At 72.0% G+C, this 21,885-nt stretch carries 21 protein-coding genes; 14 read left to right on the top strand and 7 right to left on the bottom strand.

Annotation, left to right across the window (positions count from 1 at the left end; genetic code table 11):
• Window positions 1–51 precede the first annotated feature (51 nt).
• Entirely contained in the window at window positions 52–912 is an 861-nt protein-coding gene (locus AB0C38_RS43405; protein ID WP_360685273.1) for a DMT family transporter, read from the bottom strand.
• Window positions 913–956: 44 nt separating this feature from the next.
• Here AB0C38_RS43405 and AB0C38_RS43400 point away from each other — a divergent pair, with 44 nt between their 5' ends.
• Both AB0C38_RS43400 and AB0C38_RS43395 read left to right on the top strand, forming a co-directional pair.
• Window positions 957–1,469, top strand: coding sequence for a DinB family protein (locus tag AB0C38_RS43400; RefSeq protein ID WP_360685270.1), 513 nt, complete (start codon window positions 957–959; stop codon window positions 1,467–1,469).
• Between the two features lie 511 nt (window positions 1,470–1,980).
• On the top strand, window positions 1,981–3,102 hold the full coding sequence (locus AB0C38_RS43395; protein ID WP_360685267.1) for a hypothetical protein: 1,122 nt from the start codon (window positions 1,981–1,983) through the stop codon (window positions 3,100–3,102).
• Here AB0C38_RS43395 and AB0C38_RS43390 read toward each other — a convergent pair.
• Window positions 3,058–3,627: a helix-turn-helix domain-containing protein gene (locus AB0C38_RS43390; RefSeq protein ID WP_360685264.1), complete on the bottom strand. Its 570-nt coding sequence runs from the start codon at window positions 3,625–3,627 to the stop codon at window positions 3,058–3,060. The two genes, AB0C38_RS43395 and AB0C38_RS43390, sit on opposite strands and share 45 nt — an antisense overlap.
• A gap of 48 nt (window positions 3,628–3,675) precedes the next feature.
• On the opposite strand from AB0C38_RS43390, the gene AB0C38_RS43385 reads away from it, so the two are divergent.
• From AB0C38_RS43385 to AB0C38_RS43360, 6 genes are all read left to right on the top strand, one after another.
• Window positions 3,676–4,638 carry a zinc-binding dehydrogenase gene (locus AB0C38_RS43385; RefSeq protein ID WP_360685261.1) on the top strand — a complete coding sequence of 321 codons (963 nt, stop codon included), beginning with the start codon at window positions 3,676–3,678 and terminating at the stop codon, window positions 4,636–4,638.
• 16 nt (window positions 4,639–4,654) lie between these two features.
• Window positions 4,655–5,365: an MBL fold metallo-hydrolase gene (locus AB0C38_RS43380; RefSeq protein WP_360685258.1), complete on the top strand. Its 711-nt coding sequence runs from the start codon at window positions 4,655–4,657 to the stop codon at window positions 5,363–5,365.
• A gap of 145 nt (window positions 5,366–5,510) precedes the next feature.
• Window positions 5,511–6,329, top strand: a complete 819-nt coding sequence (locus AB0C38_RS43375; protein ID WP_360685255.1) for an ABC transporter permease — start codon at window positions 5,511–5,513, stop codon at window positions 6,327–6,329.
• Window positions 6,314–7,015 (top strand): ABC transporter ATP-binding protein, encoded by a 702-nt coding sequence (locus AB0C38_RS43370; RefSeq protein ID WP_360685253.1) that lies wholly within the window; start codon window positions 6,314–6,316, stop codon window positions 7,013–7,015. The genes AB0C38_RS43375 and AB0C38_RS43370 overlap by 16 nt, the downstream gene beginning before the upstream one ends.
• Window positions 7,002–8,018: an ABC transporter substrate-binding protein gene (locus tag AB0C38_RS43365; RefSeq protein ID WP_360685250.1), complete on the top strand. Its 1,017-nt coding sequence runs from the start codon at window positions 7,002–7,004 to the stop codon at window positions 8,016–8,018. The genes AB0C38_RS43370 and AB0C38_RS43365 overlap by 14 nt, the downstream gene beginning before the upstream one ends.
• Window positions 8,015–9,118, top strand: a complete 1,104-nt coding sequence (locus tag AB0C38_RS43360) for an LLM class flavin-dependent oxidoreductase (protein WP_360685248.1) — start codon at window positions 8,015–8,017, stop codon at window positions 9,116–9,118. The genes AB0C38_RS43365 and AB0C38_RS43360 overlap by 4 nt, the downstream gene beginning before the upstream one ends.
• On the opposite strand, the gene AB0C38_RS43355 is transcribed toward AB0C38_RS43360, so the two are convergent.
• The 5 genes from AB0C38_RS43355 to AB0C38_RS43335 all read right to left on the bottom strand — a co-directional run bounded on the left by AB0C38_RS43355 (window position 9,115) and on the right by AB0C38_RS43335 (window position 13,906).
• A complete protein-coding gene (locus AB0C38_RS43355) occupies window positions 9,115–9,714 on the bottom strand; it encodes a class F sortase (protein WP_360685245.1) in 600 nt (199 codons plus the stop codon). The two genes, AB0C38_RS43360 and AB0C38_RS43355, sit on opposite strands and share 4 nt — an antisense overlap.
• Window positions 9,704–10,552, bottom strand: a complete 849-nt coding sequence (locus tag AB0C38_RS43350; RefSeq protein WP_360685242.1) for a DUF4397 domain-containing protein — start codon at window positions 10,550–10,552, stop codon at window positions 9,704–9,706. The genes AB0C38_RS43355 and AB0C38_RS43350 overlap by 11 nt, the downstream gene beginning before the upstream one ends.
• 11 nt (window positions 10,553–10,563) lie before the next feature.
• The gene (locus tag AB0C38_RS43345) at window positions 10,564–12,381 is read right to left on the bottom strand and encodes a glycosyl transferase (RefSeq protein WP_360685239.1); all 1,818 of its coding nucleotides are present in this window, start codon (window positions 12,379–12,381) and stop codon (window positions 10,564–10,566) included.
• A 96-nt stretch (window positions 12,382–12,477) separates the two neighbouring features.
• Complete coding sequence (locus AB0C38_RS43340) at window positions 12,478–13,263, bottom strand: IclR family transcriptional regulator (protein WP_360685236.1); 786 nt, start codon at window positions 13,261–13,263, stop codon at window positions 12,478–12,480.
• A gap of 52 nt (window positions 13,264–13,315) precedes the next feature.
• The gene (locus AB0C38_RS43335) at window positions 13,316–13,906 is read right to left on the bottom strand and encodes a TetR/AcrR family transcriptional regulator (protein WP_360685233.1); all 591 of its coding nucleotides are present in this window, start codon (window positions 13,904–13,906) and stop codon (window positions 13,316–13,318) included.
• A gap of 88 nt (window positions 13,907–13,994) precedes the next feature.
• Here AB0C38_RS43335 and AB0C38_RS43330 point away from each other — a divergent pair, with 88 nt between their 5' ends.
• The 6 genes from AB0C38_RS43330 to AB0C38_RS43305 all read left to right on the top strand — a co-directional run bounded on the left by AB0C38_RS43330 (window position 13,995) and on the right by AB0C38_RS43305 (window position 21,794).
• Complete coding sequence (locus tag AB0C38_RS43330) at window positions 13,995–14,912, top strand: oxygenase MpaB family protein (RefSeq protein ID WP_360685230.1); 918 nt, start codon at window positions 13,995–13,997, stop codon at window positions 14,910–14,912.
• Window positions 14,913–14,921: 9 nt separating this feature from the next.
• Window positions 14,922–15,947, top strand: a complete 1,026-nt coding sequence (locus AB0C38_RS43325) for an LLM class F420-dependent oxidoreductase (protein ID WP_360685227.1) — start codon at window positions 14,922–14,924, stop codon at window positions 15,945–15,947.
• Window positions 15,948–16,066: 119 nt separating this feature from the next.
• Window positions 16,067–18,067 (top strand): neutral/alkaline ceramidase, encoded by a 2,001-nt coding sequence (locus tag AB0C38_RS43320; RefSeq protein WP_360685224.1) that lies wholly within the window; start codon window positions 16,067–16,069, stop codon window positions 18,065–18,067.
• A gap of 17 nt (window positions 18,068–18,084) precedes the next feature.
• Window positions 18,085–19,035 carry a sphingomyelin phosphodiesterase gene (locus tag AB0C38_RS43315; RefSeq protein ID WP_360685221.1) on the top strand — a complete coding sequence of 317 codons (951 nt, stop codon included), beginning with the start codon at window positions 18,085–18,087 and terminating at the stop codon, window positions 19,033–19,035.
• A gap of 43 nt (window positions 19,036–19,078) precedes the next feature.
• Window positions 19,079–20,392, top strand: coding sequence for an MFS transporter (locus AB0C38_RS43310; RefSeq protein ID WP_360685218.1), 1,314 nt, complete (start codon window positions 19,079–19,081; stop codon window positions 20,390–20,392).
• Window positions 20,379–21,794 (top strand): aminotransferase class V-fold PLP-dependent enzyme, encoded by a 1,416-nt coding sequence (locus AB0C38_RS43305; protein WP_360685215.1) that lies wholly within the window; start codon window positions 20,379–20,381, stop codon window positions 21,792–21,794. The genes AB0C38_RS43310 and AB0C38_RS43305 overlap by 14 nt, the downstream gene beginning before the upstream one ends.
• Window positions 21,795–21,885 lie beyond the last annotated feature (91 nt).

Here is a 21,885-nt window from a genome sequence, read left to right as displayed (position 1 = left end):
GCGCCTCCCTGTCCCTGTCGTGGATAGGTAAGGCTAGTCTAAGTAAACAAGTTACGGGAACACGGTCGGCTTCGTCTCATTTCCTTCGGTCGCCGGCTCTCCGAAGCGGGCCAGCGCGAGTGCGGCGGCCACGGCGAGGACGAACCCGGCGACGGCGACGACCGCGAAGCCGGGGCGGGTGCGGTCGCCGAGGACGAACACGCCGACCAGCGACGGGAACACGGTCTCGCCGAGCACCATCATCGCGGTCGAGGTGGTGACGCTCCCGCGTTGCAACGCCGTCGCGTAGAACAGCATCGCCATCCCGCCCGCGACCGCGACGGTGTAGGTGGCCGGGTCGGTGAGCAGGTCCAGCGGGGCGAGGCTGGGGATGATCCGGCCGGCGATGGCGACGACGCCGAAGCTCAGCCCCGCGACGAGCCCCAGCGCGGGCGTCCGCACGCGGCGGCTCGCCTTGCCCGCGGCGATCCCGGCGCCGGCCAGCACGACGACCGCGCCGATCAGCCCGAGCCGGAAGCCGAGCCCGACCGGGTCGGAGCCCTCGCCTTCGGCGGCCGTGCCCAGCAGCCCGAGCCCGGCGCACACGACGGCCACGGCCGCCCACTCCCGTTTGCCGAGGTGGACACCGAGGAACCGGGCGGCGACGGCGGTGACGGCGAGGCTCGCGGCGAGCGCGGCCTGCACGACGAACAGCGGGAGGACGTGCAGGGCGGCGATCTGCGCGACGAACCCGAGGACGTCGAGAGAGAGGCCGACCACGAACTTCCACTGGCCGAGGACGCGGACGAGCAGCTTCGGGTCGACCCCGCCGGCCCCGGAGTCTTCGGTCGCCTGGGCGGCGACCGACTGCATCACCGATGCCACGCCGTACGCGATTGCGGCGCCCAGGGCGCAGAGGAGTCCCCACCACATGCTGATCACTCTATTTTGTCGGACCGGTGGGGTACGTTCCGGTCATGTCGAACACGAGTTCGAAGACGCAGCGGTCGTGGCCGGCCCGGCTGGCCTGGGACGAGCTGCGCCTTCAGCTGGACTTCCTGCAGTTCCTCCGGGCGACGGCGGTGAACAAGCTGGCGGGCCTGCCGGTGGAGTTGGCGGCGGCGACCCCGTTCTCGACATCGCCGCGGCTGAGCGCGCTGGGGGTGGTGAAGCACCTGACGGCGGTGGAGCGCTGGTGGCTGTCGATCGAGGCCGGGGGAGCGGACCTGCCTTCGCTCTGGGCGGGGTCGCCGGACCCGAGCTGGGACCTGACGCCGGAAGATACGCCGGCTTCCGTGGTGGCGGCGTACAAGGCCGAGTGGGCGCGATCGGAGAAGTCGTTGCGCCGGGTGGGCCCGGACGATCGCACCCGGCGGCGGTCGGAGTTCACGGTGCGGTGGGTGGTGGCGCACGTGGTCCAGGAGACGGCGCGGCATGTGGGGCATCTGGATCTGCTGCGGGAGCTGGCTGATGGGGAGGTGGGTGAGTGAAGGAGAGTGACGGGGTTGGCGCGGTCGGTTCCGTGGCGGGGGTGGTGACCGGGTGATGTAGCGGGGGAGGCTGCGGCCGGGATGCGGTGGCGTTTGCGGTGATGCGGCGGCCTGGTGTTCGGGCGGCGAGCGGTCGCGGCGTCGTGCGCAGCGGGCGGCAGCTTGATCGTCGGCATTGCCGGGCCGGGCGGCCGCCGCACGGTCGGCTGCAGACCGGCCGCGACCGGCCACCGGGCTCGCCGCGGCCGTCGGCGGGAAATTCGCGTGACAGGCCCCGCTAATCTGGCGTTGTGGCCGTCGTTGCGGAGTACCGCCGATTTACCGGCCCCCTGGCCCTTCACCGGTGCCAGCGGGGTTTCGGTGCCACGTCCGCGCTCGCCTGAGCGCGGTTCGGGCTCATCACAGCGGCGGTCGCCGCCGTTGATGACCGAAGAGCGCCGTAGTGAACCTCGCCTGGAGTCCGGGCCAGGGGGAGCAAGTGCCCCCATCCCGTCACCCAGGAGGTCCTGCCATGCCCGAACTTCTCACCCCCACGCAACTCACCCGAGATCTCGCCGTCCGCGATCTCACGGATCCCGCCAGTGGGCCGCACGCCATTCAGCTCGTCGTCGAGCGGGCCGTTGCCGCCGCCAAAGGACCGCGCACCGAGGTCCGGTGGTGGCCGGGGGATCGGGTCGTCACCGTCGCCGACAACTACGACAACCTCGGCTACGACCCCGCCGACGTCACTCGCGACGCGCGCTACACCCGCTACGTCGACGCGGATCACGTGCTGCGCAGCCACTCCAGCGCCATGGTCCCCGCCGCGCTCCGGGCGCTCAAAGCCCGTCCCGCCGATGACGTCCTGCTCGTCTGCTCGGGCATCGTCTACCGCCGCGACAGCATCGACCGGCTGCACACCGGCACCCCGCACCAGCTCGACCTCTGGCGGATCACCCGAACCCAAGAGAGCGACCTCGAACAGCTCGTGGCCGCCGTTGTCGAAAACCTGCTGCCGGGGCGCCGGTGGCGGCTCGAACCCCGTCGTCATCCGTACACGGTGGATGGTGCCCAGCTCGACGTCGATCACCGCGGCCAGTGGGTCGAGATCGCCGAATGCGGCCTCGCGCACCCGGCCGTCCTCGCCCGCGCCGGACTCGGGGACGGCTGGTCCGGGCTGGCCCTCGGTGTGGGCCTCGACCGGATGCTGATGCTGCTCAAGAACATCCCGGACATCCGCCTCCTGCGGTCACCGGACCCGGCCGTCGCCGGGCAGCTCGCCGACCTCGCGCCGTACCGTCCGGTCTCGGTCCTGCCGCCGGTGCGCCGCGACCTCTCCATCGCCGTGGCGCACGACGACCGCGCCGAGGACCTCGGCGACCGCGTCCGCACCGCCCTCGGCGACGACGCGGACGTCGTCGAGCGCGTCGAAATCCGCCAGGAGACGCCGTGCGCGCAGCTGCCGCCCCAGGCGCTGGACCGGCTCGGCGCCACCGAGGACCAGAAGAACCTCCTGGTTCGGATAACACTGCGCCCGCTGGACGCGACCCTGTCGGACCGCGAAGCGAACGTCCTGCGTGATCGCGCATACGCCGCTTTGCACCAAGGGTCAGGCTCGCAACCCTCGCAGGGCGAGCGCGGCGAAGCGCCGTGAAGCCAGAACACGCGCCGCCGGTGATGACGCCTGGATGCCGTTGTTGGCCATGAGGACCAGCACCACGTCGTCCAGGACGACGTCCGGACGTACGTGGCCGGCCTTCTGGGCGCGGCGGATCAGCTCGGCGATCGACCTCAGCCCCCGTTCGCGGTCCGCGGTGAAGTCGATCGCGTGCGGGAACGTCGAGGTGAAGGCCGCGGTGAAGCCCCGGTCGCGGGCGTGCAGCTCGCACAACCGCTCGATGACCTGGGCGAAGCCGTGCCACGGATCGGGATCGGCGAGCCCCTCGTCGACGATGGCGTAGCACGCCCGCATCTGATCCGTGAACGCCGCGGTGACCAGCAGTTCCTTGGTCGGGAACCGCCGGTACAGGGTGGCCGGCCCGACCCCGGCGCGCCGGGCGATCTCCCGCATCGGCACGTCCAGGCCGTCGGCGGCGAACACCGCGCGCGCCGCGTCGAGGATGCGTTCGCGGTTGTCGCGGGCGTCGGAGCGCAACAGGTGAGACAACTGATCGGCCACGCTCTCACTTTAGCCAAGTGGACGCCGGCGTCCACTACCGTCGGCTGAATGAAAGCAGTTGCGGTGCAAGCGTTCGGCGGTCCCGAGGGGCTGGCGGTCATCGACGTTCCGGTCCCGGAGCCCGGCGAGGGGCAGGTGCTGGTCGCCACCGAGGCGATCGGCGTGGGTGGCGTCGACGCCGTGATCCGCAGCGGCGCGCTCGCCGCGTACGGGTTCCAGGACGGGCACATCCTCGGTGGTGAGATCGCGGGCACGGTGACCGCGGCCGGGCCGGGCGTCGATCCGAAATGGGCCGGACAGCGGGTGTGGGCGTTCACCGGTGTGGGCGGCGGCTACGCCGAGCAGGCGGTCGCCCCGGCCGAGACGCTCGTCCCGCTCCCGGCGACGACGTCGGCCGTCGACGCGGTGACGCTCGGCAGCTCTGGCGCCGTGGCCCACTTCGGCCTCCACCACGCCCACTTCGCGCCGGGAGAGTCGGTGCTGGTCCGCGGAGCGGCGGGCGGCATCGGGATCATGGCGGTCCAGCTCGCGGCGAAGGCCGGGGCCGGCGCGATCGCGGTCACGACGTCGTCGCCCGAGCGCGGCGAACGCCTGCGCGAGCTCGGCGCGACCCGCGTGCTGGACCGCGCCGGCGAGGGCACGGCGGACACCTACGACGTCATCCTCGACATCATCGCCGGCCCGGAGCTGCCGACGTTCTTCGCCAAGCTGAGCCCGAACGGGCGCCTGGTGGCGCTCGGCGCGGTCGCCGGCGACCCGCCCGGCGACTTCGGCAAACACCTGTTCGCGGCCTTCCAGAGGTCGCTGTCGTTCGCGACCTTCAGCGCGAACACCGTGTCCCAGGCCGACCGCCGCGCGGTGACGGCGGAGCTGTTCACCGCGGCGGGCAAAGGCGAGCTGACCTCGGTCGTGCACGAGGTGCTGCCGCTGGAGCAAGCGGTGCTCGCGCACCGGAAGATGCAGGCCGGTGAGGTGTTCGGAAGGATCGTGCTGACTCCGCCGGAAAGCTGACCCGTAGGGTGTGGCCATGGCAGATCGGCTCTACTTCCGGCAGCTGCTCGCCGGGCGGGACTTCGCCGTCGGCGACCCGGTCGCGACGCAGATGGTGAACTTCGCCTACCTCATCGGCGACCGGGACACCAAGGAAGCGGTGATCGTCGACCCGGCCTACGCCGTGCAGGACCTGCTCGATGTCCTCGAGGCCGATGGCATGCGGCTCACCGGCGTGCTCGCCACGCACCACCACCCCGACCACGTCGGCGGGGAGATGCTCGGCTTCTCACTGCCCGGGATCGCCGAGCTGCTCGCGCTCCAGCCGGTGCCGATCCACGTCAACGGCGCCGAAAGCGAGTGGGTCCGGCGCGTGACCGGGGTCGAGGACACCGACCTGCGCGCGCACGACCACGACGACGTCCTCGAGGTCGGGTCCGTCCCGATCCGGATGCTGCACACCCCCGGCCACACGCCCGGCAGCCAGTGCTTCCTCGTCGGGGACAAGCTCGTCTCCGGCGACACGCTCTTCCTCGAAGGCTGTGGCCGCACCGACTTCCCCGGCGGCGACGCCGAGGAGATCTACCGGAGCCTGCAGGCCCTCGCCGGCCTGTCCGGCGACCCCGTCGTGTACCCCGGGCACCAGTACTCGGCCGAACCGTCGGCCGCGCTGTCGGACGTCAAGCGCACCAACTTCGTCTACCGGCCGCGGTCGCTCGACGAATGGAAGGTCATGTTCGGCGGCTGACCCCTTCCGGGACAACCGGTTCCACGGGGTGAAACCCGCTGTGTTCACGGACTGGGAGTGAGCGTCCACGGATTGACTTCCCCGCGTACGGGCTCGAAGCTCGGGATCACGCAAGCCCGAACATCCCCGTCCCCGGGAGAAATCCGTGTCGATTTCCACCACGGGCGTGCTTCCACGCGCCCGGAAACGCGCCGAAGGGCCGCCGCGCCGGACCGTGCGCCGGCCCGACCTGCGGCGTTGGATCAGCCCGGTGGTGCTCGTCGCCGCCTGGCAGATCGCCAGCGCCACCGGCGTCCTGCCGCCCGACAAGCTCAGTTCACCGTGGACGGTGGTGCAGGCCGGGATCGAAGTCGCGCGCACCGGTGAACTCGGTGACGCCTTCGCGGTGTCGCTCGGGCGTGTCGGCGCGGGGTTCGCGATCGGCGCCGTCATCGGTGTGCTGCTGGGCATCGTTTCCGGCCTTTCCCGTTGGGGTGAGGTGCTGGTCGACCCGCCCGTGCAGATGCTGCGGACGCTGCCGTTCCTCGGCCTGATCCCGCTGTTCATCCTGTGGTTCGGCATCGGCGAGGAGACCAAGATCGTGCTGGTCGCCCTCGGGGTGGCCTTCCCGCTTTACCTGAACGTCCACTCGGGAATCCGCAGTGCCGACCCCAACCTCGTCGAAGCCTCGCGAGCACTCGGGTTCAGCCGGGCGGAACGGCTTTGGCACGTGGTGATCCCCGGTGCGCTGCCGCAGGCGCTCGTCGGGCTCCGGCAGTCGCTCGGCATCGCCTGGCTCGCGCTGATCGTCGGCGAGACGGTCAACGCCGACGCCGGCGTCGGCTACCTCATCAACAACGCGCGGGAGTTCCTGCGCACCGACGTCGTGGTCGTCGGGCTCGTCCTGTACGCCCTGCTCGGCCTGGTCACCGACGCGCTGGTCCGGCTGCTCGAACGGAAGGTGCTGCGGTGGCGAACCCGGTAGCCGAGGTCCGGGACCTCACCAAGCGCTTCGGTGAGCGGACCATCCTCAGTGGACTCGACCTGACCGTCGAACGCGGCGAGTTCGTCGCCCTGCTGGGCCGCAGCGGCTCGGGCAAGTCGACGCTCCTGCGCGTGCTGGCCGGTCTCGACGACGACGTGGACGGCCGCGCGGACGTGACCGGGACCGTCTCGGTCGCCTTCCAGCAGCCCCGGCTGCTGCCGTGGCGGAAGGTCTGGCGCAACGTCGTCCTCGGCCTGCGCCAGGACGGCGTCACGAAGTCCCGCAACCGCGCGCTGGCCGAGAAGGCCCTCGGCGAGGTCCACCTGACCGACCACGCCGACGACTGGCCGCTCACCCTCTCCGGTGGTGAAGCTCAGCGCGTTTCGCTGGCCCGCGCCCTGGTGCGCGAACCCGACCTGCTGCTGCTGGACGAGCCGTTCGGCGCGCTCGACGCGCTCACGCGGATCGCGATGCACGGGCTGGTCCTGGACCTCTGGCAGCGCCACCAGCCCGGCGTGCTGCTGGTGACCCACGACGTCGACGAGGCCCTGCGGCTCGCCGGCCGGGTCCTGGTGCTCGACGGCGGGCGGATCGTCGCCGAGCACCGGCCGCGCGAAGCCGACCACGACGACCTCCGCCGGCGCGTGCTGGCGGACCTGGGAGTGACCGAAGATGCAGTGGCGTAACGGAATCGCGCTCGTCGCGGCGGCAGTGGTGCTCGCCGGGTGCGGCTCGGCGACGAGCTCGAACCCGGGGCCGGCCGCCGTTCCGGGTCCGGTGAGCGCGGCCGACCTGGCGAAGGTGACGCTCAAGGTCGGCGACCAGAAGGGTGGCGTGAAGTCGCTGCTCACCGCGGCGGGCCAGCTCGACGGCACGCCGTACAAGATCGAATGGTCCACGTTCACCTCCGGACCGCCGCTGCTCGAAGCGGCCTCGGCGGGCGCGATCGACATCGGCCGCGTCGGCAACACGCCGCCGATCTTCGCGGCCGCGGCGAAGGCCAAGATCGCGGTCGTCAGCGTCGCGCGCAGCAACGTCGAGCGGGAGACCATCCTCGTCCCGCCCGATTCGCCGCTGACGGACGTCGCTTCGCTCAAGGGCAAGACGGTCGGGGTCGCGAAGGGCAGTTCCGCGCACGGCCAGCTGCTGAACACGTTGCACAAGAACGGGTTGTCCACAAAGGACATCAAGGTGAGCTTCCTGCAGCCGGCCGAGGCCTACGCGGCGTTCACCCAGCACACGATCGACGCGTGGGCGATCTGGGACCCCTACACGGCGCAGGCCCAGATCGAGGCCAAGGCACGGGTGCTCGCCGACGGGCGGGGCGCGTCCAACGGACTGGCGTTCGAGACCGCGAGTACTGCGGCCCTGGCCGATCCCGGCAAGAACTCGGCGATCCGCGACCTCGTGATCCGGGTGGTCAAGGCCCAGAAGTGGGCCGACACGCACCGCCCGGAGTGGGCGGCGGCGTGGGCCAAGGAGACCGGGCTCAAGCTCGAAGTGGCCCAGAAGGCCGTGGACGCGGGCCGCGACCAGCCGATCCCGCTGGACGACGCGGTCATCCAGTCCGAGCAACAGCTCGCGGACGCCTTCACCGAGGAGAAGACTCTGCCGGGCAAGGTGGACTTCGCCGCGTTCGCCGACCGGCGGTTCGCCCCCGACCTGGATCAGGCGAGGAGCAACGGATGACCATCAGGCTGCACTGGTTCCTGCCCACCAGCGGCGACGGCCGCACGATCGTGGAACGCTTCCACGCCAACCGGTCCCAGGGCCCGTCGGCCCAGCGCGAGCCCGACCTGGACTACCTGGCCCAGGTCGCCCGCGCCGCCGAGCGGCAGGGCTTCGAAGGTGTCCTGACCCCGACCGGCACGTGGTGCGAGGACGCGTGGCTGACCACGGCCGCGCTCATCCGCGAGACGACCCGGCTGAAGTTCCTGGTCGCGTTCCGCCCCGGCGTCATCTCGCCGACGCTCGCCGCGCAGATGGCCGGCACCTTCCAGCGGCTGTCCGGCGGCCGCGTGCTGCTCAACATCGTCACCGGCGGCGACGCGGTGGAGCAGCGGCGCTTCGGCGACTGGCACGACCACGACGCCCGGTACGCGCGCACCGACGAGTTTCTCACCATCGTCCGCGGCGTCTGGTCCGGGCAGCCGTTCACCTTCGAAGGCGAGCACCTGCGCGTCGAAGGCGCGACGACGCTGGCCGCGCCGGACCCGGTGCCGCCGATCTACTTCGGCGGCTCGTCGCCGGCCGCGCTGCCGGTCGCGGCCCGGCACGCCGACGTCTACCTGACCTGGGGCGAGCCGCCCGCACAGGTGGCGGAGAAGATCGGCAAGGTCCGGGAGCTGGCGGGCGACCGGCCCGTCCGGTTCGGCGTCCGGCTGCACACGATCTCGCGCGACACGTCGGCCGAGGCGTGGGCGGAGGCGCAGAAGCTCCTGGACGCGCTGAGCCCGGAACAGGTCGCCAAGGCACAAGCGCAGCTCGCGGCGAGCGAGTCGATCGGGCAGCAGCGGATGGTCGCGCTGCACGGCGGCCGGACCGGCGGCGGCGTCCGCGGGCTGGAGATCCACCCGAACCTGTGGGCCGGCGTCGGCCTGGTCCGCGGCGGTGCGGGCACCGCGCTGGTGGGCAGCCACAGCGAGGTCGCCGACCTGATCGAGGAGTACCACAGCGTCGGCGTGAGCGAGTTCGTGCTGTCGGGCTACCCGCACCTGGAGGAGGCGTACTGGTTCGGCGACGGTGTCCGGCCCGAGCTGGCGCGGCGGGGCCTGATCAAAGAGTTCTAACCCCAGCGGGTCGAGGCGTAGACGACGATGTTGTCGCGATAGGACCGTTTCGCCGCGTCGAAGCTGCCGCCGCAGGTGATGAGCCGCAGTGCGCTGCCCGGCGCGGGGCCGTACACCGCGTCGGTCGGGAAGGCGTTCTTCGGGTAGCGCTGCACGGTGTCCACGACGAACCGGGACTCCTGGCCGTCGGACCGCGCGACGAACACTTGGTCACCGTCGCGCAGGTCGCGCAGCCGGAAGAACGGAGCTGGCCCGGACCGGGAGTCGACGTGCGCGGCGATCACCGCCGGCCCGGGGTCTCCCGGCACCGGGCCGGCGGCGTACCAGCCGACGTCTTCGAACCGCGCGGGTGCTTCGAGCTGGTGGCCGGCGCCCAGCCCGAGCGGGACGAGCGCGGGCGCGTCCACGCCGATGGCGGGGATCCGCAGCCGCACCGGGCGGACGTCGGCGGCCGGGGGCAGCGGCTGCGGCCCGCTCGCCACCGGCGTCCTCGGGACCGATGACGGGGGTGGCACCGCCGGCTGGGCCGCCGGGGCCACCGAGCAGCCCGCGGTCATGAGGACCGCGGCGAGCAGCGCGCCGAGCTCAGCGCGCACGGGCCACCCGGCGCCCGACCACGAACGCGGCGAGCAGCCCGGCCGCCGCGAACGCCGGCCAGAGCGGCAGATCGGACGAGGGCGCCGTGCCGCCGCCCCCGGTCTCCACGCCGAGCTTCGGCGGTTCGGGCAGCGAGCCGCCGTCGGCGATCGGGGTCGCCTTGAGCGCCCCGGAGTTCTCGGTCACCAGCAACGTCGTCGACGTCCCGGCCTTGACGTTGACATCGGTCGTCGACTGCACCGTGCCGCCGGTGAGCTGCAGCGGCCAGCGTCCCTCCGGAACGTCCACATAGGACGACGTCTGGCCGTAGGCCGCGTCCTTGGCGATCGTCACGCCCGTCGGGCCCGAGACGCTGACCGGCGCGATCGCCGCCGACCCTTCGACCAGCCGGATCCGGCCCTTCCCGGCGGCCGGCGCGGTCAGGTCGTCGGTGATGAGGTCGCCCTTGAGCGTGCCGTCGGGGCCGTTCGCGAAGACCAGCAGGGAGTAGGCGCTGCGCTCGGCGACGTCGATCGTCGCCGACAGCGCGGGCGGAGTGCTGGACGCGGCGTCGGCGGGCCGCATCGACAGCGTGTACTTGCCGGGGTCGAGCGAGGAGTACGGGGTGACCGCGCCGTAGCCGGCCTTGCGGATGACGACCTTCTCGGCCTGGCCGAACGGCGCGAAGTAGATGTCCACCGGCGGCACCTTGGGGGAGAGGTGACCGACCCGGATCCAGCCGACGCCCGGGCCGGGTGCGGTCGCCGCCTCGGCCGTCACCGGCGTCAGCGCGACGAGCAGGAGGGCCGCGGCGATCAGCCCGCCGGGTCTGAGCAGGAGGTGGGGGAGAGAGCGCATCGGAGTGCCTTTCACCGTCTGGGGGAGGAGAACGGGACCAGCAGTCCCGGGGGCGCGAACAACGGGTAGGTGACGAGCACGCCGCCGGCGGTCCGGACGACCGACGACGGGCGGAACAGGTCGCGCTGGCCGGTGTAGAACGCGGCCGCGCCGTCTTCGCCGCCGGTCAGCAGGACCCGGCGGCGGGGCTGCCCGGCGGGATCTTCGCCGGGGACCTCGGGGAACGCCGCGACCCGGACCGGCTGCAGGGCCGCGAGCGCGGCGATCGTCGCGATCAGCCGGGGGTCGACGTGGCCGGCGCGGAGCGCGGCGGCCGCGTCCGGGGTGGAGGTGATCCGGGCCGACGCCTGGAGGGCCTCGCCGGCGTGGGCGCGCGCCGACGACTCCGACGGCGCGGCCGGGTCGGCCGGGGGCAGGCCGAGGCGGGAGACGGTGACGCGGCCGTCGCCGGTGCCGAACACCGCGGTCGCGCCGGCGTCGTCGAAAGCGGCTTCGAGCGCCGGATAGCGGTGGCGGAGGTCGGTCGCGTCGTCGGCGAACACGGCCCACTCGGCGGGCGGGCAGGTGACCGCGCACGCGGCGGGCGCGACGAGCATGCCGGTCGGCCAGCCGGCCTTGGCGAGCTCGGCCCAGGCGCCGTCGTCGACGAGCACGCGCGAGCCGGAAGCGTTGGCCCGCAACCATTCCTGTGCGTCGGACAGGGGTCCGCCCCGGTCGGTCGAGGGCCGCAGGGCCGGGTAGCCGTACACCCAGCCGGCGGCGACCATCGCGACGAGGACGACCGCGGCGAGCGCGAAGCCGGTCCCGCGCCGGCCCGCTTCCCACCGGTGGGAAGGGGTGCGCTGCCGGGTCACGGCCTGCACGACCCCGGCCAGCAGCAGCGGCGTCACTGGCAGCAGCAGGGCGAGCACGGCGGTGTGCGGCACGCCCGGGATGGCCAGGGTGGCGACCAGCAGCAGGCCGGACACCGCGAACGGCCGCAGGGACGTGACGGCCAGCGCGGCCACCAGCGCGACGGTCGAGAGCACCGCCCACGCCGGGTCGAGCGCGACCCAGTCGGCGACCGACGGGCGGCTCGCGGCCGCCAGGTGCGGCCGGAGGAGCCCCGCCGCCGGGCCGAACGCGATGCCGAGCCCGAGGTTGAGCAGCACCGCCACCAGTGCGGCCCGCACGGGCGCGCGCCGCACCAGCAGCCAGCCGGCCGCGGGCAGGAAGAGCAGCGCGAGCGGCGAGGTGAGCACCGCCGCCAGCAGGCACACCGCGGCCAGGATGTCGTGCCGGACCCGGGCGTCGGGCCTGGTCACGAGCACCAGCGCGCCCAACGCCCACACCGCCGCCAAGTGCTCGACGACGACCAGCCGCTGCAGGCCCAAGGCCAGTGGTGAAGCCGCGAGCAGCAGCACCGCGGCCGCCGACGCCCACCGCGTCAGGCCGAGCCGGCGCGCCAGCACCCACAGCAGCACCGCACCGATCAGCGCGGTGATGAGCATCGTCTCGCGGACCGCCGCCAGCGCCGTGGCCGAGCGGCCGAACGCGTCGGAGACCATCGTGTAGGCCGAGAGCTGCCACCAGCCGAACGGGCTGACGCCGGCGCCGCCCGCGTCGGTGAACGGCGTCAGGTGGCCGAGCGCGTAGGCGTGGGCGACGTTCGCGGCTTCGGCGGGCAGCGCCGGGGCCGGGGCGGCGAGGTAGAGCACCCGCAGGCCGCCGGCGAGGGCCAGCAGCGCGAGCACGATGTCGAGCGACAGCAGCCGGTGACCGGCCGTCGGCTCGGAAAGGGTCGCGGGGGAGCGGCCCGAGAACGTCGTCCCCCAGCTGTGCTGGGCCATTCGACGGATCGTAGCCGCTCCCGATCACCCGTCCAGCTCGGTACGGTCACGTCAGCCGGACGGCCTAGAGATCGCCGAAAGCCTTGTCTCGCAAGATTATTTCCGACCGTCCCGGGTGGATCCGGAGAGTGTCCGGGTCAACGCGAGTGCGACCGTGCGGACGGCGGGCGCGACCCGTTCGGTCCGCATCCGGTTGGCCCAGCCGGAGATCGAGACGGCGGCCACCGCGACCCCGCGGGAGTCGAGCAACGGGCTGGCCGCGCACACGACGCCGACACCGGACTCTTCGCGTTCCAGGGCGATCCCGTCCTCGCGGACCCGGGTCAGCTGGCGGCGCAGCAGCCCGGGGGCGGTGATCGTCTTCGGGCTCATCCGGGGTAATCCGGCGTCGATGACCTGATCCACGACGGATTCCGGAGAAAAAGCCAGGATCGCCTTGCCGACCCCGGTCGCGTGCGCGGGGAACCGGCCGCCGATGCGCGAGGGCAGCGTCGGCGCGTCCGGTCCGCGCAGCACGTCGAGGTAGACGACTTCGGTGCCTTCGAGGATGGCTAGGTGGACGGTGTTGCGCGTCGCTTCGCGGAGGTCGGCGAGGTACGGCCGGGCCGCTTCGACCAGTCCACGGCGGGGCGAGGCCAGTTGGCCGATTTCGAACAGCCGCAGCCCGAGCCGCACCGCGCCGTCCGCACGCTCCAGCAGGCCGGTCTCGGCGAGGTGTCCCACCAACCGGTGCACGGTCGTCTTCGCCAGCCCGGTCCGGCGGGCCAGCTCGGAGACCCCGAGGGCCTCGTCGCCCGGCCGGAAGGCTTCCAGGAGCGCGGCGAGCCGGGCCGCGACGAGACCGTCGCCGCTCGCGCCGTCGTTCCGCCCAGCGGTACGCATGGGTTGAGTGTGCCCGATCTTCCCCGCCACTGTCACCAGGTCGGAGGTGAGGTCAGTGGTCGTCGGCGCCGAGCACGAGCCGCACGCAGTGGGCGACGAGCCGTTCACGCGAGACTTTCAGCGAGCCGTCGAGGTAGGCGATGAAGACGTTGCTCAGCGCCCCCACCAGCCCGACGGCGACCATCTGACGCTCGGTCTCGTCGCCGTGGGACAGCTGCTCGCCGACGAGCGCGGCGAACACCGGCAGCAGGTGCAGGCCCCGGCGGGTCAGCGCCGGGTCGGTCAGCGGCGCGAGGAGCAGGATCCGGCCCTTGCGGGGGTCGTCGACGATCAGCTCGACGAACGCGCGCACGGCGTGCCCGGCCCGCAGCGTCGGGTTGGGCGCGTCCCGGACCGCGTCGACGAGGGCCTGCCGGGCCTGCTCGCCGACGTGTTCGTAGACGGCCGCGACGAGCTCTTCCCGGTCGGCGAAGCTCTCGTAGAAGTAGCGTTCGGTGAGCTTCGCGTGCCGGCACACCGCGCGCACGCTCGTCCCGGCCGAGCCCTCGGTGCCCAGCAGCTCCAGACCCGCGGAGACGAGCTGTTCGCGCCGCAGCGCCTTCCGGTCGTCCAGGGTCGTGCCCGCCCACGTGCGGCCCGGCATGATCGCTCCTCGGTTGACTACATGTGTTGTCAGATCCTAGCCTGACAACAGCCGTGGTCAGTTCGAGACTCGACGAGGAGCGCTGCAGATGACGCCGAAACCGCTGGGCCCCGACTCGCTCACGTGGAAGTACTTCGGCGACTGGCGGGGCCTGCTCATCGCGTTGTGGGCGGGCTCGATGCAGAACATGCACCCGGGCCTCGGCGCCGGCGTCGAACAGCACTCGCGGTTCTTCGAAGAGCGCTGGCAGCGGCTGTTCCGCTCGCTCTACCCGATCGGCGGGGTCGTCTACGACGGCCCGCGCGCCCACAAGACGGCCCTCGAAGTGCGGGGCTACCACGACCGGATCAAGGGCGTCGACGCGCGGGGCCGCCGCTATCACGCGCTCGACCCGGACACCTACTACTGGGCGCACTCGACGTTCTTCGTCAGCACGATCCTCATCGCCGACCACTTCATGGGCGGCATCGGTGAGGCGGAGAAGCGGCGGCTGTTCGACGAGCACGTCACCTGGTGGCGGATGTACGACCTGACGATGCGGCCGGTGCCGGAGAGCTGGGAGGACTTCCAGCGGTACTGGAAGCACATGTGCGCCGAGGTCCTGGAGGACAACAAGGCCACGCGCGACGTCCTCGACCTCGGCGGGATCGCGAAACCGCCGTTCCTGCCCTGGCTGCCGGACGTGCTCTGGCGGCCGGTGAGCGTGCTGATCGCCCGCAACTTCGTCTGGCTGACGACGGGCCTGTACGACCGCGAGATCCGCGACCTGCTCGGCCTGCGCTGGTCCGAACGCGACGCGCGGCGGCACCGGCGGGTGGGGAAGCTGATCAACGCCGTCTTCCAGCTCGTCCCGCACGACCGCCGCTACCACCCGCGGGCGCGCGCCGGCTGGCGCCGCGAGCGCGGCGAGGTGGCTCCGGACGCCGCCTTGGTCGAGACTCCACGAAGGAACCTGCCGCCGCTGTCGGAGCGGGGCAAGCCCGAGCACTACGCGCCGAACGTCTAGGAGGCATTCGTGAAGCTGGGATTCCACGTCGGCTACTGGGGCAGCGGCCCGACCCCGGGCGCGCTGGAAGCGGTCCTCAAGGCCGAGGAGCTCGGCTTCGACTCGGTGTGGACGGCGGAGGCGTACGGCTCGGACGCGTTCACGCCGCTGGCCTGGTACGGCGCGTCGACCAGCCGGATCCGGCTCGGCACGAACATCGTGCAGATGGCGGCGCGCACCCCGACCGCGACGGCGATGAGCGCGATGACCCTCGACCACCTCTCCGGCGGCCGGATGGTGCTCGGGCTCGGGGCGTCCGGGCCGCAGGTCGTCGAGGGCTGGTACGGCCAGCCGTACCCGAAGCCCCTCGCCCGGACGCGCGAGTACGTGAACATCGTCCGGCAGGTGATCGCCCGCGAGGCCCCGGTGACCCTGGACGGCCAGCACTTCCAGCTGCCGCTGAAGGGCGGCACCGGGCTCGGCAAGGCGCTGAAGCCGACGGTGCACCCGCTGCGCAAGGAGATCCCGATCCACCTGGCCGCCGAGGGTCCGAAGAACGTCGCCCTCTCCGCCGAGATCGGCGACGGCTGGCTGCCGCTGTTCTTCTCGCCCAAGAGCAACGCCTTCTACAAGGCGGCCCTGGAAGAGGGCTTCGCCCGCGAAGGCGCCCGGCACACCCTGGAGACGTTCGAGGTCCCGTGCTCGATCCCGGTGATCGTGCACGACGACGTCGAGGAGGCGGCGAGCTGGATCAAGCCGTCGCTGGCGCTGTACATCGGCGGCATGGGCGCGAAGAGCGTGAACTTCCACCACGACGTCTTCGCCCGCCTCGGCTACGAGGACGTGGCGGACAAGGTGCAGGAGCTGTACCTGGCGGGCCGCAAGGACGAGGCGACCGCGGCGATCCCGACGTCGCTCGTGGAGGACACATCGCTGATCGGACCGGCGGCGAAGATCCGCGACGAGCTGCAGGCCTGGGAGGAAACCGTCGTGACCCAGCTGCTCCTGCGCGGCGACGCGGCCACCCTCACGAAGATCGCCGACGCGCTCGGCTGACCTGCGAATCGACGGCGCCCGGGCTCCTTGACGGCACTTTTGTCGGGTTGCCCGGGTGGCCGGGGTCACGTACGGTCCGCAACTAACGCGAAAGTCGTTCACGTTAGTCGGGAGACCGTATGCGGGTGAGTCGTCGTCACGTCCTGGCCGGAGCCGCCGCGCTGCCCTTCGCCGCCGCTGTGGCCAGACCCGCCGCGGCCGCCGGGTCCGGGTTGAAGGTGGGCGTCGGGATCGGGGACGTCACCGGGCCCGCCGCCGAGAACGGCATGATGGGCTACTCCATGCCGCAGCAGCAGACCGCCGGCATCCACCTGCGGACCCGGGCGCGCGCCTACATCGTCGACGACGGCACGCGCAGGATCGTCTTCGTCACCGCCGAGCTGGGCGCGCTGTTCCAGTCCGTGCACCAGGGTGTGCTCCGCGAGCTGGCCCGGAAGTACGGCGACCGCTACACCGAGCAGAACGTCCTGCTCAACGCCACCCACACGCACTCCTCGTGCGGCGGCGACTCGCACTACGCCGCCTACGACCTGTCGATCCTCGGGTTCCAGCAGCAGACCTACGACGCCGTCGTCGCCGGGATCGTCGACGCGATCAGCCGGGCCCACGACAACCTGAAACCCGGGGAACTGACCCTCGGGCGTACCGAGCTGACCGAGGCGAGCGCGAACCGGTCGAGGGTCGCCTTCGAGCTCAACCCCGACAAGGACCACTTCCCGCTCTCGATCGACCCCGCGGTGACCGTGCTGCGGTTCCGCCAGGGCGGCAAGGACGTCGGCGCGATCACCTGGTTCGCCACGCACGGCACGTCCATGAGCAACGGCAACCACCTGATCAGCAGCGACAACAAGGGGTATGCCGCCTACGCGTGGGAGCACGACCACGCCGGCGTGCGCTACCTCGACGGCCCGCCCGGGTTCGTCGCCGCCTTCGCCCAGACCAACTCCGGCGACATGACCCCGAACCTGAACCTCCAGCCGGGCACACCGGAGACGGAGTTCCAGAACACCCAACGCATCGGCGATCTCCAGTTCCAGGCCGCGAAACGCGCGTTCGACGCGGCGGGTGAGTCCGTGACCGGCGGGGTCGACCACCGCATGACCTATGTGGACATGTCCGCCGTCGACGTCGACCCGCGGTTCACCCCGGACGGCCGACCACATCGGACGTGCACCGCCGCGATCGGCGTCTCGATGCTCGCCGGCAGCACCGAAGACGGCCCCGGCCTACCGCTGCCCGAAGGCGTCAAGAACCCGTTCATCGACTGGCTCGGCGGCATCGACGCGCCGATCCCGCAGGCCCTGGCCGACGCGCAGGCGCCGAAGGTCGTCGCCGTGCCGTTCGGCGCGATGAAGCCGTACCCGTGGGCGCCCGAGGTGCTGCCGCTGCAGATCGTCCGGATCGGGCAGTTGCACCTGGTCGCCGGGCCCGCGGAGTACACGATCGTCGCCGGGCTGCGGATCCGGAAGACCGTCGCCGCCGCGCTGGGCGTGCCGCTCGAGAACGTCCTCATGCAGGGCTACTCGAACGCCTACAGCCAGTACGTCACGACGCCGGAGGAGTACGACTCGCAGCAGTACGAAGGCGCGTCGACGCTCTTCGGCCGCTACACGCTGCCCGCGTACCAGCAGGAGTTCGGGAAGCTCGCCGCCGCGATGAAGGCGGGGACTTCGGTGCCGCACGGGCCGACCCCGCGCGATCTGCGTGGCAAGCTCGTCACCTTCCAGCCCGGCGTCGTCTTCGACAGCGCGCCGCTGCTGAAGAGCTTCGGCGACGTCGTCACCGACGCGAAGAGCAGCTACCGGCGTGGAGAGCAGGTCTCGGTCGCGTTCGTGACCGGCCACCCGAAGAACGACCTGCGCCGCGACGGCACGTTCCTGGAGATCCAGCAGTACGTCGACGGCCGCTGGGTCCGCTACGCCGACGACGGCGACTGGGCCACGAAGTTCCGGTGGACGCGGACGTTCGTGAGCGAGTCACGGGCCGAGGTCACCTGGGACATCCCCGCGAACACGCCGATCGGGAAGTACCGCGTCGTCCACTCCGGAGCCTGGAAGCACGGCCTCACCGGCGCCATCGCCCAGCTCAGCGGGACCTCCCGCGCCTTCGTCGTCTCCTGATCCGGAAAGGACCCAGCGTGCGCAGGACCGCCATTCTCGCCGCCGTCGTCACGACCGCGCTCGCCCTGCTGACCGCGCCCGCCCGGGCCGCGGACCCCGCGGTGAGCGTGCTCAGCTTCAACCTCTGGCAGCTGCCGTGGATCGCCAACCCGAACACCTCGGACAAGGAAGCCCGGGCGCAGGCGGCGGAAGGCGTCATCCGTGCCCAGGACACCGACGTCGTGGTGCTCGAAGAAGCCTTCAGCGCCCAGTCCGAAGACCTGCGTGACCGGCTCATCGACGCCTACCCGTTCCAGACGCCATTGGTCGGCCAGTACTGCTCGACCTCGCCGGGCTGGACGTCCGTGAGCGGGAACTGCTCGAACTCGCCGATCGTCGTCAACGGCGGGGTGACCGTGCTGAGCAAGTACCCGATCACCGAGAAGCACCAGCTCGTCTACCGCGACTCCTACTTCGGCACGGCCGACTACCTCTCCAACAAGGGCGCGGCGCTCGTGCGGATCTTCGCCCACGGCAAGGCGCTCTGGCTCGCCGGCACGCACCTGCAGGCCGACGAAGGCCCGGAGACGCTGCCGAAGGCGCACGAGACCCGGATGGCCCAGCTCGGCGAGCTGCGCGACCTCGCCGCCGCGCACGTCCCGGAGGGGGACGCGGTGGCCGTGGCCGGGGACCTCAACATCGAGTACTGGGCCGGGCAGGATCGCCGCGACGCCGCGGGCCGCACCCAGGCCGAGCAGGGCGCGGCGGTGCTCGGCGGGACACTGCGGACGACCGGGCCGGGGGAGTACACCTTCGACGCGGCGACCAACCCCGATGCGGCGAAGTCCGTCCCCGCGTCCTACCGCGACTCGCTGGACTACGTCGGCTCGCTGCGACGCGCCGAGGTCGGCCCGGTACAGCTGGTGCATTACGACGGTGGCACGATTCCCTCCGACCACTACCCGGTGCGGGCCGAGATCCACTACTGATCGCCTCTGTAGTGAACTCGGGATCCGCTTTGCGAGGAGGACCATGGCGACGCTGTCCGGCCGGACGAGGTTCCGCTATTCGCTCGGCTCGTTCGTCACCGGGTCCTTCGGCACGGTCCCCGGCCTGGTGCTGGTGAAGTACCTGACCGACACGATGGCCGTGCCCGCGGGCTGGGCCGCCGCGATCGTGTTCGTGCCCAAGGCCTGGGACGTGCTGTTCAACCCGATCGCGGGCCGGATGTCCGACGCCGACCTGATCAAGACCGGCAGCCGGCGGCGCTTCCTGCTCGTCGGCGGCATCGGCGTCGCGATCCTGTTCGCGGCGATGTTCGCCCACCCCGGGTTCGGCACGCCGCTGCCGGACGCGCTGTACGTGGCGATCACGTTCGCCCTCTGTGCCACGGCGTACGCGCTGTTCCAGGTGCCGTTCAACGCGCTGCCCGCCGAGCTGACCGAGTCGGCGACCGAGCGCACGAAACTGACCAGCGTCCGCATCGGCGTGCTGGCCGTGACGATCCTGATCTGCGGCGGCGGCGCCCCGGCGATCACCTCCGCGATCGAGGGGGTCGCCGGCTACCGCGTGATGGCCCTGGTGATCGGGCTGATCGTGCTGGCCGCGACGCTGCTCGTGTACTTCGGGCTCAAGGACGCGCCGGTCGGCTCGCTGCGGCCGAACACCGTGAACCTGAAGGAGCTCATCGGCACGCTCGCCGGCTGGCGGCCGTTCCGCTGGCTGCTGGGCACGTACTTCATCCAGGCGCTGGGCATCGGCACGGTGCTCGCCGCGATCCCGTTCTTCGCCCAGCGCATCCTCGGCGACGACGGCTACGGCACGATCCTGTTCGTCATCTTCGTCGGCCCGGCGCTGGTCACCATGCCGCTGTGGCCGCGGCTGGGCGACCGGGTCGGCAAGCTGAACGGCTTCCGCCTGGCGACCGCGACGTTCGCGGTCGGCCTGCTCGGCCTGGTCTTCGCCCAGGAGATCCCGCTGTTCGTGACCTTCGTCTTCGTCGCGCTGTGCGGCGTCGGGTACGCGGGCATCTCGGTGTTCCCGCTGGCCATCCTGCCCGACCTGATCACGGCCGAGGAGGAGCGCACCGGCGAGACCCGCGCCGGGATCGCGGCCGGCGTGTGGACCGCGGGGGAGACGCTCGGCCTCGCCTTCGGCGGCGGGCTGTGGGCGCTCATCCTCGCGTTCGGCGGCTACGTGTCCAGCACGGACGCCACCACCGCCCAGCCGGACAGCGCGATCGTGGCGATCCTCGTCGGGGCGTCGATCGTGCCGGGCGTGCTCATCGCGTTGGCCCTGCCGCTGCTGCGGCGCAAGGTGCTGGAGCCGCGCGATGAACCCGCCTGAGGACGTCCTCGCGGCGCTGCGGGAGCTGCGCGCCGGTGACCTGCCGACGCACGGCGGCCGGACTTTGGCGTACGTCTACGACAGTGGGCTGTCCGAAGTGGACACCCTGGGCGCGGCGGCGCACGCGCTGGCGTCGTCGGCGAACGGTCTGGACCCGACGGCGTTCCCGAGCCTGCTGCGGATGGAGAACGACCTCGTCTCCGCGGCTTCTGCCTTGCTCGGCTCATTGCCGGGCGTGGTCGGCTCGGTGACTTCCGGCGGCACGGAGTCGTGTTTGCTGGCGGTGCTCGCCGCGCGGGACGCGCACCCGGAGATCGCTTCGCCGTCGATCGTGCTGCCGACCACCGCGCACGCGGCGTTCCACAAGGCGGCGCACCTGTTCGGACTGCGGCGGATCGACGTCCCGGTCGACCCGGTGACGTTCCGCGCCGACCCGGCGGCGATGGCCGCGGCGATCGACGACTCGACGGTGCTGGTGGTGGCGAGCGCGCCGTCGTACGCGCACGGCGTCCTCGACCCGGTGGCCGAAATCGCGGCGGCGGCTTCGGCCCGCGGAGTCCGGATGCACGTCGACGCGTGCATCGGCGGCTGGGTGCTGCCGTACTTCGCCCGCCTCGGTGCCGACGTCCCGCCGTTCGACTTCCGCGTCCCGGGTGTCACGAGCATCTCGGTGGACCTGCACAAGTACGCGTACTGCCCCAAGGGCACCTCGGTGCTGCTGCACGCGTCGGCGGAGCTGCGGCGTTCACACTACTTCGCGAGCGCGGCCTGGCCGGGGTACACGATGCTGAACACGACGATCCAGAGCACGCGCTCGGGCGGTCCGCTGGCGGCGGCGTGGGCGGTGGTCCGCCACCTCGGCGAGGACGGCTACCTGCAGCTGGCTTCCACGACCCGCGAGGCGGTTTCCCGGATCCGGGCCGGCATCGCCGAGCTGCCCGGCTTGCGGGTGCTGGGCGACCCGGTGTCGACGCTGATCGCGTTCACCGGGGACGACAGCTTCGACCTGTTCACCGTGGCGGACGAGATGAAGGTGCGTGGCTGGTACGTCCAGCCGCAATTCGCTCATCTGGCATCCCCGGCGAACCTGCACCTGACGGTGACGGCGGCCAATCACGGTAGCGAGAAGGAGTTCCTGACCGACCTCGCGTCCTCGGTGGACGCGGCCCGGGCAGCGGGCCCGGTGGTGATCGACCCGGCGGTGGCGGAGTTCGTCGCGGCGCTGGACCCCGCGACGCTTACGTCTGAACAGTTCGCCGGGCTCCTCGCGGCAGCGGGCCTCGGCGGCGCATCGGGTCTGCCGGACCGGATGGCCCCGATCAACGCCCTCCTCGCGACGGCACCCGCGCCGCTGCGCGAACGCCTCCTGCTGGAGTTCCTCGGCGCCCTCTACACCCCGTGAAAAGCCGTGAAGGCCTCCTTACCGGCTCTTATGGCCGGTACCCGCGGCCACCCCGGTGCACACCTTGTCGACCCAGGCCAGCGCCGCGGGG

The sequence above is a fragment of the Amycolatopsis sp. NPDC048633 genome (assembly GCF_040650695.1).
Taxonomy (GTDB): Bacteria; Actinomycetota; Actinomycetes; order Mycobacteriales; family Pseudonocardiaceae; genus Amycolatopsis.
The sequence above is the reverse complement of the archived record's forward strand: the minus strand, read 5'-3'. Positions and strand labels throughout refer to the sequence as shown.

Bases quoted from the DNA above. Each gene is read 5' to 3' on its own strand.
- AB0C38_RS43405 (WP_360685273.1), bottom strand. From the start codon at position 912: ATGTGGTGGGGACTCCTCTGCGCCCTGGGCGCCGCAATCGCGTACGGC.
- AB0C38_RS43400 (WP_360685270.1), top strand. From the start codon at position 957: ATGTCGAACACGAGTTCGAAGACGCAGCGGTCGTGGCCGGCCCGGCTG.
- AB0C38_RS43395 (WP_360685267.1), top strand. From the start codon at position 1,981: ATGCCCGAACTTCTCACCCCCACGCAACTCACCCGAGATCTCGCCGTC.
- AB0C38_RS43385 (WP_360685261.1), top strand. From the start codon at position 3,676: ATGAAAGCAGTTGCGGTGCAAGCGTTCGGCGGTCCCGAGGGGCTGGCG.
- AB0C38_RS43380 (WP_360685258.1), top strand. From the start codon at position 4,655: ATGGCAGATCGGCTCTACTTCCGGCAGCTGCTCGCCGGGCGGGACTTC.
- AB0C38_RS43365 (WP_360685250.1), top strand. From the start codon at position 7,002: ATGCAGTGGCGTAACGGAATCGCGCTCGTCGCGGCGGCAGTGGTGCTC.
- AB0C38_RS43360 (WP_360685248.1), top strand. From the start codon at position 8,015: ATGACCATCAGGCTGCACTGGTTCCTGCCCACCAGCGGCGACGGCCGC.
- AB0C38_RS43350 (WP_360685242.1), bottom strand. From the start codon at position 10,552: ATGCGCTCTCTCCCCCACCTCCTGCTCAGACCCGGCGGGCTGATCGCC.
- AB0C38_RS43345 (WP_360685239.1), bottom strand. From the start codon at position 12,381: ATGGCCCAGCACAGCTGGGGGACGACGTTCTCGGGCCGCTCCCCCGCG.
- AB0C38_RS43340 (WP_360685236.1), bottom strand. From the start codon at position 13,263: ATGCGTACCGCTGGGCGGAACGACGGCGCGAGCGGCGACGGTCTCGTC.
- AB0C38_RS43335 (WP_360685233.1), bottom strand. From the start codon at position 13,906: ATGCCGGGCCGCACGTGGGCGGGCACGACCCTGGACGACCGGAAGGCG.
- AB0C38_RS43330 (WP_360685230.1), top strand. From the start codon at position 13,995: ATGACGCCGAAACCGCTGGGCCCCGACTCGCTCACGTGGAAGTACTTC.
- AB0C38_RS43320 (WP_360685224.1), top strand. From the start codon at position 16,067: ATGCGGGTGAGTCGTCGTCACGTCCTGGCCGGAGCCGCCGCGCTGCCC.
- AB0C38_RS43310 (WP_360685218.1), top strand. From the start codon at position 19,079: ATGGCGACGCTGTCCGGCCGGACGAGGTTCCGCTATTCGCTCGGCTCG.
- AB0C38_RS43305 (WP_360685215.1), top strand. From the start codon at position 20,379: ATGAACCCGCCTGAGGACGTCCTCGCGGCGCTGCGGGAGCTGCGCGCC.